Annotated in this window: 13 protein-coding genes; all 13 read right to left on the reverse strand. The window is 38.2% G+C overall.

Features of this window, described 5'->3' with window-relative positions:
- Genes fliE through ACJJIQ_RS14585 form a run of 13 tightly spaced genes read right to left on the reverse strand, consistent with a single transcriptional unit; the run spans position 1 to position 10749 of the window.
- Positions 1-300 carry a flagellar hook-basal body complex protein FliE gene (gene fliE, locus ACJJIQ_RS14525; protein WP_444925655.1) on the reverse strand — a complete coding sequence of 100 codons (300 nt, stop codon included), beginning with the start codon at positions 298-300 and terminating at the stop codon, positions 1-3.
- Positions 300-698 carry a flagellar basal body rod protein FlgC gene (gene flgC, locus ACJJIQ_RS14530; protein ID WP_444925656.1) on the reverse strand — a complete coding sequence of 133 codons (399 nt, stop codon included), beginning with the start codon at positions 696-698 and terminating at the stop codon, positions 300-302. Before flgC ends, fliE begins: the two co-directional genes overlap by 1 nt.
- Positions 698-1066 (reverse strand): hypothetical protein, encoded by a 369-nt coding sequence (locus ACJJIQ_RS14535; RefSeq protein ID WP_444925657.1) that lies wholly within the window; start codon positions 1064-1066, stop codon positions 698-700. Before ACJJIQ_RS14535 ends, flgC begins: the two co-directional genes overlap by 1 nt.
- An 11-nt stretch (positions 1067-1077) precedes the next feature.
- Positions 1078-2226: a flagellar basal body P-ring protein FlgI gene (locus ACJJIQ_RS14540; RefSeq protein WP_444925658.1), complete on the reverse strand. Its 1149-nt coding sequence runs from the start codon at positions 2224-2226 to the stop codon at positions 1078-1080.
- Between the two features lie 21 nt (positions 2227-2247).
- Entirely contained in the window at positions 2248-2925 is a 678-nt protein-coding gene (locus ACJJIQ_RS14545) for a flagellar basal body L-ring protein FlgH (protein ID WP_444896400.1), read from the reverse strand.
- A complete protein-coding gene (flgA, locus tag ACJJIQ_RS14550; RefSeq protein ID WP_444925660.1) occupies positions 2922-3878 on the reverse strand; it encodes a flagellar basal body P-ring formation chaperone FlgA in 957 nt (318 codons plus the stop codon). Before flgA ends, ACJJIQ_RS14545 begins: the two co-directional genes overlap by 4 nt.
- 3 nt (positions 3879-3881) lie before the next feature.
- Positions 3882-4640 (reverse strand): flagellar hook-basal body protein, encoded by a 759-nt coding sequence (locus tag ACJJIQ_RS14555; protein WP_444896398.1) that lies wholly within the window; start codon positions 4638-4640, stop codon positions 3882-3884.
- Between the two features lie 27 nt (positions 4641-4667).
- A complete protein-coding gene (locus tag ACJJIQ_RS14560; protein ID WP_444925662.1) occupies positions 4668-5375 on the reverse strand; it encodes a flagellar hook-basal body complex protein in 708 nt (235 codons plus the stop codon).
- Positions 5372-7456 (reverse strand): flagellar biosynthesis protein FlhA, encoded by a 2085-nt coding sequence (locus ACJJIQ_RS14565; RefSeq protein ID WP_444925663.1) that lies wholly within the window; start codon positions 7454-7456, stop codon positions 5372-5374. Before ACJJIQ_RS14565 ends, ACJJIQ_RS14560 begins: the two co-directional genes overlap by 4 nt.
- A gap of 14 nt (positions 7457-7470) precedes the next feature.
- A complete protein-coding gene (locus ACJJIQ_RS14570) occupies positions 7471-8541 on the reverse strand; it encodes an EscU/YscU/HrcU family type III secretion system export apparatus switch protein (protein ID WP_444896395.1) in 1071 nt (356 codons plus the stop codon).
- The gene (locus ACJJIQ_RS14575; RefSeq protein WP_444896394.1) at positions 8541-9302 is read right to left on the reverse strand and encodes a flagellar biosynthetic protein FliR; all 762 of its coding nucleotides are present in this window, start codon (positions 9300-9302) and stop codon (positions 8541-8543) included. Before ACJJIQ_RS14575 ends, ACJJIQ_RS14570 begins: the two co-directional genes overlap by 1 nt.
- On the reverse strand, positions 9302-9568 hold the full coding sequence (fliQ, locus tag ACJJIQ_RS14580) for a flagellar biosynthesis protein FliQ (RefSeq protein ID WP_444925666.1): 267 nt from the start codon (positions 9566-9568) through the stop codon (positions 9302-9304). The genes ACJJIQ_RS14575 and fliQ overlap by 1 nt, the downstream gene beginning before the upstream one ends.
- Positions 9569-9624: 56 nt before the next feature.
- Entirely contained in the window at positions 9625-10749 is a 1125-nt protein-coding gene (locus ACJJIQ_RS14585; RefSeq protein WP_445362292.1) for a tetratricopeptide repeat protein, read from the reverse strand.
- Between the last annotated feature and the right edge of the window lie 572 nt (positions 10750-11321).

Here is an 11321-nt window from a genome sequence, read left to right on the forward strand (position 1 = left end):
TTATATCTGCATTTTCATTACTTCTTGATATCCTTCAAGAAGTTTATTTCTTACTTGGGCAACCAAGTCAAAATTTAGCTTTGCTTTACTTATACTTGCAATAACTTCATGTACGTTATCTAAGTTTCCCGCAGCTAGATCAAGAGACAACTCTTCTGCCTTACGATATTTGTCATCAGCAGTTCGCACAATAGCGCTCATAACATCAATAAAACTTTCCTTATTGTCATCGTTATTATTTATTTTTTGTGGACCTAAATATCCCAAATAGGATATTGAATCAATTTCGTTTACGCTCATTATCGTTTACCCATATCTATAGACAGCTGTATAAGTTTCTTCGAAGCTTCCAAAGCTTGAATATTGGCCTGATATGAGCGGATAGAAGTCATAAGTTCAACCATCTCTTCTGCAATATCTACATTTGCCCGATAAATATAGCCATCAGCGTCTGCAAATGGATGAGAGGGCGAGTAAACCTTGCCAGCTTCCAAATTCTTCTCGATAACTGATATATTTTCTACACCTTTTGTTATACTTTCTGGAGAGGAATAGGCTACAACATCTATCGCTTTGTAGGCTTCGGATTTATTCTTTGCAACGACATTTGCATTAGCTATGTTACTCGCTACTGAGTCGATTTTTTGTCTGTGGTAATTTAGACCACTTAAATTAATTGAAAAGCTATCTAAACTCATCAGCGCCCCTCTCTAACTGCTGCTTTTAGTATTTCTGACAATTTTGATTTCGCGGTGATTAATGACTCAAATAAAAGAGTATTCTCAGCCAATCTTGTCATCTGTCGCTCTAAAGTTACAACCTCTAGTGAGCTTATTTCACTTCTTGGCTCCCAATTAGTCGCCAACCACTCAAGTTCATCGGTACTTTGATTTTCAATGAGCTCTGCTAGTTCACGATAAAGTACTCCTTTGGATGTAGTTTTTCCTACATAACCGACTGTATCAATATTTGCTATATCATTTCCGATTAACTTATTCTCCATGACTGTTCTATTTATAGACTTTGTCAAGATCTCTGAAGTTACACTTCCTATTAGATCTGCCATATTATTTACCTTTATTGAATCTCAAGTTTTGCATGCAGTGCACCAGCTGCTTTTATGCCTTGCAATATAGCAATCATATCCCTCGTACTAACGTTAATTTGTTTCAGTGCTCTAACTAAATCATTAACGGTACTACCTCGAGGTAATGAAACTGCCGACAATCCCTGTTCTCGAACTTGTAAGTTTGTTTTTGGAGCAACTACTGTGGATATGGGCGAAGAATTATCACCATTAAAAGAGGTATTTTTTGTTGATAAAGCCAGTATATTCGGTTGTGAAACCGTATATTCTGTAGCGATACTTAATTCCAAGTTACCATGCGATATTGATACTGCTTCTATAGTTACAAAACCGCCAGATACAACAGTTCCTGTTCTTTCATTTATAATAATTTTTGCCGTAATATCTGGATTAATTGATATATTCTCTATCTTCGACAAAAGTTCAACTAGATTACTGTTATCGGGTACTGAAACATCTATTTTTCCGGCATGGCGAGTTACGGTATGTAAACTTGGAAAATTTAATTGTATCGCTTTCGTAACTCTATCTGCTGTGGTGAAATCAGGCTGTGATAAAACTACACTTAAGTACCCATCTTTAACTAATCTAGTGGTAACTTCCCTCTCAACGGTAGCCCCGTTTGCGATAATACCTACCGTTGGATGATTCTTTTGAACGACATTACCGTTTAATCCATACGAGTATCCACCCACTGAAATTGGCCCTTGAGCCAGTGCATAAATTTCGCCATTCGCTCCAGTAAGAGGTGTCATTAAAAGTGTTCCACCAATTAAGCTCCGTGAATCACCTATAGATGATATATTGACATCTATCGTATCGCCCGGCTGATTAAATGGAGGTAGCGTTGCGGTCACTATAACCGCAGCAACATTTCGACTGCTGATATCGTCCTCATTAACAGATATTCCAAATCTAGCTAAAGTATTTGTTATTGACTGTATTGTAGAACTGGACCTCCTTGTATCTCCTGTACCTGCTAAGCCAGCTATCAATCCATAACCAACCAACGCATTTTCTCGAACCCCCTCTATTCGAGCAATTTCTTTAAGCCTGACAGAGGCAAACAAGGGTTGTGATAGTAAAGCTATAAATATAAATAATAACGTTCTTGGATATATATACTTATATCTGAACATAGCTAAAAATCTCTAAAATTCTTACTTACTTTTCTCATAGAGGGCATTATCAAACTGATGATTTGCTTGATATTTATCCTCTGCACTACCTAAAAGGGACCCAGAAGAACAACAGAAAATACGGGTAAATTTTTGCCAAACAGTGATAGCCTGAGGGTCCTCACCAGAGTAAATTATTCTAGCTCTACTAATTCTATTTGAACTGACCGTATTATCTGCATCTATATATAAAGGGCTAACAATGCCGGATATTGATATATATTGGTCCTCTCCATTAACCACGAGGTGCTGTCTTCCTTCAATAACTAAGTTACCGGTAGGCAGGATTTCTACAATTTCTGCAGTAATAACCGCTTGAAGTAAACCGTCTTTATTACTACTTGATCCTTTATTGGCTCCATAGCCTAAAGCAACATCTGCTTCAGCATCAAATACTTTATTCTTAATTTTGAAGTTATAACCACTATTAATGGCACCAAATAATCCTGCATCTGCACTCGTGCTGTTTGCTTCGCTAGAAGCTGCAAGGGAAGACTCCACAACAACCACTGTCACGGTGTCTCCAATATTTACACTTCTATAATCGGACATCAAAGGTTCAAATGTAACCTCATTAAACAGTGATTCGCTGTTTGCAAAATCAGCTATTAACGCTAAGTAAGTCACACACAAAATTGATATTTTCTTCAAAAACTTCATGTCTCTTCCATAATTATTACAGTTTTATTATTTTCAACCTTTCCTTCTAAGTAACTTTGCCCATAATCAACTTTAATTGATACATATTCACCCAGGTTTGCATCAGACATAGCCGTTCCGGTAGTGAATACCTTGACTTGGTTGACAATTGAAATTACTCGAACTGTGTCGCCGGATTCTATGTCCGGTATGGATTCAAAATTATCCTTCACAAGCACTTGACCAATGCCGATATTTCTTTGCAAACGTGTATCCGCGGGAACTTCTTTTATAGTTACGCCCTTAACTTTTGTGACATCTACCAGACTATTTTTTACTCTAATACTTGAAGAGTGAGTTCCCTGTTCTATATTTTCTGCTGCTGTTAATACATCTCGGTAATCTTCTACTTCAACCCAAACTGTCGTGATACTTGGCTGCTTAAGATGTCCTAAAGAAGAAATTGTTATTGCTTCTATCTTTCGTAATTCGCCCTTGACTGATCTACTCAGATGGTACTTGTCAAAGGAATTACAAACATTTAAATTTTCAGCTCTTTGTAAGATCTTTACAGAAAATTCTTTTGATTCTAAGAGCTCTTCTTTATAAACACTCTTTATTTTTTCCTGTAGTTCTTTTTCGTTAAAAACAGTCATTTGGCATTTAACTTTAATTACGTCAGGACCCAATATCGAAAATGAATGTTCGGGATATTGTTGTACAAGGAGCTCGGAAATATCACTCTTTCTTAACCAAAAGCCACTAATTGACTGATTTAGTTTCAGATACTGTGGAATAAATAGCACTTGATTCTTAAGCAAACTCGTGTTGGTCTTCCCTAAATCTTCTAAAGCTATACCATTTTTTCCAAGTACGGCAGACGGATACAACCTTAAGTATTTCTGTTCACTGTGCGCAGAGTGCACAAATAAAAGAACTATAAAAATAGGTATGTAAACTGTCCAAGCTCTCACTTTTTACACTCTCAATGAATTGTTTATTTTCATGATTTCATCAGCTGCTCGTATAATTTGTGAGCCTCCTTCATATGCACGTTGGGCCATAGTTAGGCTCAGCATTTCCTCAACTAAATCTACATTTGACTTTTCTATAGCATTCTGCCGAACTACACCCAATCCATCCTCTCCTGGAGATGAATAATATGCATTTCCTGACTTATCTGTTGATACGTATAGACCTCCGGTAATTGCATCTAAATCTTGTTCAGCTGAAAAACCAGCCAAGGTGATCTGTCCAATGTAGTCGGTTGAGGAATCAGAATAGGTAACTGTCACTTCACCAGAGATATCAATAGAAATATCAGATGCATCGAGCGGGACTTGAATTCTATCAGCTAGGCGATAACCATCTGAGGTTGTTATATACCCATGTTCATCCAGTTGGAATTGTCCATTTCTGGTATATGCAAAAGTTCCATTCGGAAGCTCTACCTCATAGAACCCCTTACCCGATATAGCGATGTCCAGATTGCTTTGGGATGGCTGGATATTGCCAGGTTCATAAGAGGTAATAACTCTATCTGCCACTGATCCCATGCCTTTCGAACGTAGGGTGTTTGACTGTAGACTTGCTGTTTGCTGCACTAAAGTTTCGAAACTAACACTTTGGCGCTTATACGCCGGTGTATTCAAATTCGCCATATTATTAGAGATGACATCAATTTGAGATGCTTCCGCTCTCATTCCTGTTGCCGCAATATATAGAGCATCTATCATGTGCTTCTCCCAGGTTTTTCTTACTGACTACACTTTTCCTATTTTAGATATAGCTTCATCCATGATCGTGCTATAGCTCTGTATCACTTGGTACCCTCCCTCATAATGTCTAACTAACTCCATTAATTTAACCATTTCTTGTAATTGATCTACATTTGATGTTTCTAGGAATCCTTGCCGAACATGAATTTGGTCAGTGGATGCCATTAACGAACTTTTGTACATTCCGGGTTTACCCTCTACTAAGCTATTTAAAGGTGCGTTGAACATAGAAAGTTGCTCCACGAACTCTTTTTCTCCTTGGTAGATATTACCGGTCTCATCGATATCAAACTCACCTGGCTCCAACGCAATATCACCTTGTAAGCCTTGAAGGCGAGCTCCACTCAAAAGGGTTAAATATCCCTGGTTATCGATACTTAGCTCCCCTTTTCTCGTCAACCAGTAATCGGTTCCATCGTTTACTAAAAAAAAACCACTACCTTCGATTGCCAAATGTAAATTTCTTCCGGTACTTTTCAATACTCCTTGTGAGAAATCACTCTCTCTGATCGTAGTAGTCAAATCTTGGTTGACTGCTTGAGCCCTATCCTCGCTCATGGCAACTGAGGTTACTGCAAATCCTTTTTTGTAAGCATTCGTGCTAACATTGGCTAGGTTTTGACTAACATTACTCAATTGATTTATGTCACCGTGTAGGCTCGCTAATATTTGTGAGATACCATCAATTTTCATGCTATTTTATCCTTTGCCGAGAAGCCATTGCCTTTTAAACTAACTATTTCTTGAGATCTAACATTTGTATTGCTGGGAATTTCATTTAAAGAAATAACGACTAAATGCGGAAGGTATCTCTCCGTTAGCTTCTTTATATGCATTCGTAAATTTCCTGTGCACAGTAGTACAGGCTTATTCCCACCCTTTATCATTTGCTCTACTGATTTTGATATATTCTTTATGAATTTCTCTACTATGGCTGGATCAAGCCTTATGCTAGCTGGTGTTTCATCATAATTAATTGATTCAAACAATTTCCGCTCTAGACTCGGATCTATCGTTATAACTTCCAAGGTATTATCTTTATTTAATAAGGGCTCGCAGATAACTCTTGACAGTTGTTGCCTTATTGATTCGACTAAAGTTGCTGGATCTTTAGTGATTCTCGCTTTATCGACTAGAGATTCTGCAATTAGCTCTATATTTGAAATGGGTATTTTTTCTTTTACTAGTAATTTCAAAACTTTTTGTACATCACTTAATGAGAGCTGTTCTGGAATCAACTCATCATAAAGAGTTGGTTGTGTCTCCTTTACTCTTCCAAGCAGTAGCTCAGTTTCTTTTCTAGTTAAAAGTTCTTCTGAGTTTCTTTTGATAATTTCACTGAAATGAGTAAATAACACAGTAACTGGATCAACTACAGTTAGCCCTTGCTGTACGGCTAACTCTTTTTGTGAATTATCTATCCAAACAGCAGGCAATCCATAAGACGGGTCTTTGGTTTCCAGACCTAAAATCGATATTTTACTTCCTGTTGAAATCGCAAGAGTCTTGTCTGGAAAACAACTAGAACTTGCCACCACAGAGTTAAACAATTTTAAATCGTAACTATTTTTTTCCTTATTAATCGAGGTGGACAGCTTCAAGTTAGGTATAACAATACCCATTTCTTCAACAAACTGGCGCCTAAAAGCTTTAACTTTTTCTACAAAAATCGTATCTTTCGAAACAAACTCCCCCAGCTCTTCACCAAATACGATCTCAATAGGTTCTACAGTGATATCATTATAATTGGCAACTTGAACTGCTACATCTGTTGACTCTGCCAGAGGAATTGCTGCTTCTTCTCCCTCACTAGTATCGCTGGATTTCGCTATCAAAATTATGATTGGAATGAAAATACACAACAGTACTGCTACTGGCCAAATTGGAATTCCAGGCAATATTGAAAAGAAAATTAACGCCAGGCTCACTAACACTAAACTTTTTGGGTGCTTACCTAGCTGACTTCCAATTTCTTTTCCTAAGAAAGAATCACTTGAAGCTCTTGTAATAATAATCCCTGTCGCTGTGGATATTATTAGAGCGGGAATTTGGGTGACAATACCATCACCTACAGTCATAAGGGTGTAGGTATGAAGAGCATCTCCCCAGTTCATACCTAGTTGCGCAATTCCAACCGCTAATCCGCCTACAATATCAATGAGAATAATAATGATTCCGGCAATAGCATCACCCTTTACAAATTTACTAGCGCCATCCATAGATCCATAAAAATTCGCTTCTTTTTCTATTTCTTTTCTTCTTTTTTGAGCTTCAGTCTCATCGATCAGTCCCATATTTAGATCAGCATCAATGCTCATTTGCTTGCCAGGCATACTGTCAAGAGTAAATCGTGCCGCAACTTCTGCCACACGTTGAGCACCGCTGGTTACAACTATGAACTGAACGATAATTAGGATAAAGAAAATAACAAGACCTACGATGTAGTTTCCCGCAACCACATAGTCGCCTACTGCTTCAATAACTTGTCCTGCATCAGCATTACTCAGAATTAGCCTTGTCGCTGCTATATTTAACGACAACCTTAAGAGTGTTGCGATAAGAAGAATGGCTGGAAATGTTGAAAATTCAACAGGTTTGTCCATATAAAATGTTAATAGCAAAATAAGAATTGCCATAGACAAGTTGAAAAGGAGTAAGAAATCTAGAACTGCTGAGGGGACTGGCGTAAACAATACAACCAGAATTCCAAAGACCCCCAGCACCAGCGCCAGTTCACTTTTTGAACCAAGCAATCTTTCAAATGAAAATTTCAATCTATTATTTTCCACTATCTTACAACCGACTTGCTTTGCTCTAGCTTGCTAAGCAGTTTTGCAACAGCTAAATATGTGTCTGATGGAATGTAATCATCAATATTGGATTGTTTGTATATACTTCGTGTTAGCGCAGGGCTTTGTATGATTTTTACTCTTTTTGATCGCGCTATATCACGTATCTTTAACGCCAAGTTTCCTCGGCCCTTGGCAACAACTTTTGGCGCCATCATTACTTGGGCATCATATTTTAATGCCACAGAAAAATGTGTTGGATTTGTAATAACTACAGTTGCAGTAGGTACATTATTTAAACCCGACTGCTTATCTCTAAGCTCTTTCTGTAGTTCTTTCCTCTTACGCTTTAGGGTTGGGTCTCCATCTCTTCTCTTGTGTTCTTCTTTTACCTCATGCTTAGTCATTCTCATATCTTTTAGGAACTTTTTCTTCGAAAAAATAAAATCAATTAGTGCAAACAATGCAACGATCGGAGCTGTCATGAAAAATATTTCTACGACAAAATCAATAAAGATATCAGCCGTACTCGCTGGATTTCTACCTAAAAGCCCGACCCAAGACTCCATAGCTCCAGCCACATACCAGGTCAGGAAAGCGATTAAAATGGAAATCTTTAAAACTGACTTAAATAAGTCAAATATACTCTTCATCGAGAAAATTTTTTTAAGCCCTGATATAGGGTTTAGCTTCTTAAAATCTGGCTTTAATGTAGCTGTCGAAAAAATCAGCCCCGTTTGTAGAACATTTCCAAGAATTGCAAAAATTGCTGTAGCAAGCATTATTGGTGCGAGTATTGATACCCAATCACTAATTGAACTTGAGATCCACGCTAATACATTCTGAGTGTTGCTATTTACATCATTTATAGAACCCATCATAGATGATGTATTGTGTAAAACCCTATTGATTAGCTTCTTCCCGAAAGCTAATAACATCATTAGAAAACCTAACAAAGTTATTAAGGATACAACTTCAATACTCTTCGCTGCCTGCCCTTTTTTTCGGGCTTCTTGCAGTTTAAACTGGGATGCTGGCTCCGTTTTTTCTGAACTTTCGTTAGATGACATCAGGCTGCTACCTTTTGCCAGCTATCCGTAATTCCTTGGAAGATTGCACTTATAGGTTCTGGCATGTAGTGTACTGACACTATTAGCAAAATAATTCCTATAAGAATTTTGGCCGGCATTCCAACGAAGTAAGGGTTCATTTGTGGCATTGTTCTTGCGAATATAACGACCACGAGATCAGCCATCATCAGGCCAAATATAACTGGCGCAGCTATTACCGCTCCATACAGGAACATTTTCCCCATAGATACAGCTGAGTTTAAAATTCCAACTTTATCAATACCTGTTCCAATTGGGACGACTATAAATGACTGGTAAATCCCCTTAAGAAGAATATGGTGTGTATCACTAGCAAATAGAATCGCGGTTCCAGCTAGAGCCAACATTGTTCCAACTAATGAATTTTGGGAGCTTGTACTCGCATTAAACTGCGTCGCAGCTCCAACTCCCATCTGAAAGTCAATTAACCTACCGGCTATCAGAAAAGTGGCTGTGGCGGCTGTAATCGCTGCTGAAAATGCAACACCAATAACAATTTCTTTTATCAGCATAAGCGCTAGATTGAAATCGTTAGCTAAGCCAATAGAGGACAAATCCAGGGCACTGGAAATCACTAAAGAAAAAGAAATGGTCAAAAAAAATCGTATACGTAGCGGTATATTAATTATGGCTTGCAGCGGAAAACTAAAAAAAATTGGAGCCAACCTGGCTGCAACAAGCAAAACTACAATAGCAAAATCACTTCCAGCCTTAACTAACATTACATGAACTCAGCTATTTTTCTAAAAATATCCTCCGTGTAGATTACAATTGTTCCGAGCATCCATGCTCCAAAAGCAAATATTACCGCGACTATACTCAACATTTTGGGGACAAAAGTTAATGTCATCTCCTGTATTTGAGTCACAACCTGAAAAATGCTAACTATTAAGCCTACAAATAAAGCAACGCCTAAAATCGGTGAGGATACCATTGCAGCAGTTTTTAGCATTTCCCGAACAAGGTCTAAAGCTACCTCTGGATTCATACTAAAGTCACACGCACAAACCTATACAACTTTATACTTTAACTTAAACTAACTATTTAATTAGGTAGGTTAAACCGCTTTAAGGCATCAGACAACGAACCGCCATCTTTTTTCATATTGGTATCCAGTAAGTTTCTAACAATTTTCTTTGAAGTCTCTTCATCACCAGCATCGTGAGCCAAAAGAGAGGCTGCAAACTGTCCAGAAAATGAGGCAGGGTTTAATCGATTTGCCAATTTTGTAAATCTTTTGGCTTCCTGCTTATCCCCCTGTAAAACACTAATAATTGCGAGAGTCCCTTGACTCTCCGCAAACTTAGGGTTTAAGTTTTTCACTTCTAAGGCTATTGTCTTTGCCTGTTTCAAATCTTGTTGAAATATGTAGCACCAAGAAAGAGCATTATAAGTACCTAGGTGGCTTGGCATCTCACTAACGGCTTTCTTGAGGTGATAAATTGCTTTATTCAAATCCTGCCGCAACATTGCAGCAAGACCACAACCTAAATGGGCCCTACCACTATCAGGCTTTGTTGAAAGTGCAACCTCAAAGTAACTGTCGGCCTTGCTTAATTTGCCTGTTTCTAACTCTACAACACCTAATGTGACGTTTGCTTCAAGATTATCTGGGCACCTTTCAATCAGCTTCTCTGCTCTCTCCTGTGCTAACTCTGTATTCTCAGAATCTAAGGCGATTGTTATTAACATTGATTCCACTTCAACTGAGAGCTCATCCTCATTCAACAGTGGAAGGACAAGTGCTTCAGCTTCAGAGAATCGTCCAAGAGAGTGTAGAGCTCGCCCTTTTAGTAATTGCGCCCTAGAGGTAAGTCCGCTCATTTCCTCTAAGGTACCTAGAGCTTCATCTGCTTGACCTAACCCCATTTGAGCCCAAGCTACATTGTACCTAACCACATCCTGCGGAATACTCGCACTATACAATTGAGAGAAATTATCAATCGCAGCTAAATACTGATTCAAATACAAACACAACATTCCCTGCTGAAATATAAATTCACTCTCCTCGGGCCAATGCTCTACGGCACTCTCCAATTGGGACTTGGCCTTATCTAACTGACCCGCCCTCATATATAAATCTATAAGGTTAGCGGCTAATTTTTTATTGGCAGAATCAGCTGCAAAGAAGGCTTCATACCTTTCTATTTTATTCAATAAATTTTCCATAAACCTTCAATGCCAAATCTGTCAGATCAAAAACTTAATTTATTATTTGTAATTTCAGAATTCCGCACTAAGCCACCATCCCTAATAACCTATAAATTTATTTAGGCATTTAAAACTTTTACAAATGTACCACTCAAAATTTCCGTGTAAAGTAAAAAAAAATATTTTTTTAAAAATACCTCCCCCGCCCTCAAAATAGAGCAATGGCCGACTATTAAGGCGCAAATGAAGACAGTCCATAATTGCCAACATCCGTCGATTCTTAAATATAATTACCACACAACATGCCTTCGGCTGAGGTTTTCAACCCCAGCCTAACACACAAAACAATCCCCCCTCTATTCAAGGGCTCTTATTTAATAGCTAAATACCGCGCACCAAACTACGCTTCTTACACACCAGCCATATATTTATCTTGCTCAGCACGCAGTCTATAGCAACCCGTCGTCAACTAACAGAACGATTCAACCTCCTTCTTTATGGTCATTAGTGCTGCCCATTTGGTAAGCGAGCCCCCTATCCGATCTCGCCTACCAAATTTGGATCGGCCATTTACTTTACTGACTTTCCTT

The organism is Microbulbifer maximicatervae (SeqCode) (assembly GCF_052468295.1).

Coding starts and splice junctions, on each gene's coding strand:
- ACJJIQ_RS14555 (WP_444896398.1), bottom strand. CDS start 4,640: ATGATAGATGCTCTATATATTGCGGCAACAGGAATGAGAGCGGAAGCA.
- fliQ (WP_444925666.1), bottom strand. CDS start 9,568: ATGAATCCAGAGGTAGCTTTAGACCTTGTTCGGGAAATGCTAAAAACT.
- ACJJIQ_RS14575 (WP_444896394.1), bottom strand. CDS start 9,302: ATGTTAGTTAAGGCTGGAAGTGATTTTGCTATTGTAGTTTTGCTTGTT.
- ACJJIQ_RS14540 (WP_444925658.1), bottom strand. CDS start 2,226: ATGTTCAGATATAAGTATATATATCCAAGAACGTTATTATTTATATTT.
- ACJJIQ_RS14560 (WP_444925662.1), bottom strand. CDS start 5,375: ATGAAAATTGATGGTATCTCACAAATATTAGCGAGCCTACACGGTGAC.
- ACJJIQ_RS14535 (WP_444925657.1), bottom strand. CDS start 1,066: ATGGCAGATCTAATAGGAAGTGTAACTTCAGAGATCTTGACAAAGTCT.
- flgC (WP_444925656.1), bottom strand. CDS start 698: ATGAGTTTAGATAGCTTTTCAATTAATTTAAGTGGTCTAAATTACCAC.
- ACJJIQ_RS14545 (WP_444896400.1), bottom strand. CDS start 2,925: ATGAAGTTTTTGAAGAAAATATCAATTTTGTGTGTGACTTACTTAGCG.
- ACJJIQ_RS14570 (WP_444896395.1), bottom strand. CDS start 8,541: ATGTCATCTAACGAAAGTTCAGAAAAAACGGAGCCAGCATCCCAGTTT.
- fliE (WP_444925655.1), bottom strand. CDS start 300: ATGAGCGTAAACGAAATTGATTCAATATCCTATTTGGGATATTTAGGT.
- ACJJIQ_RS14585 (WP_445362292.1), bottom strand. CDS start 10,749: ATGGAAAATTTATTGAATAAAATAGAAAGGTATGAAGCCTTCTTTGCA.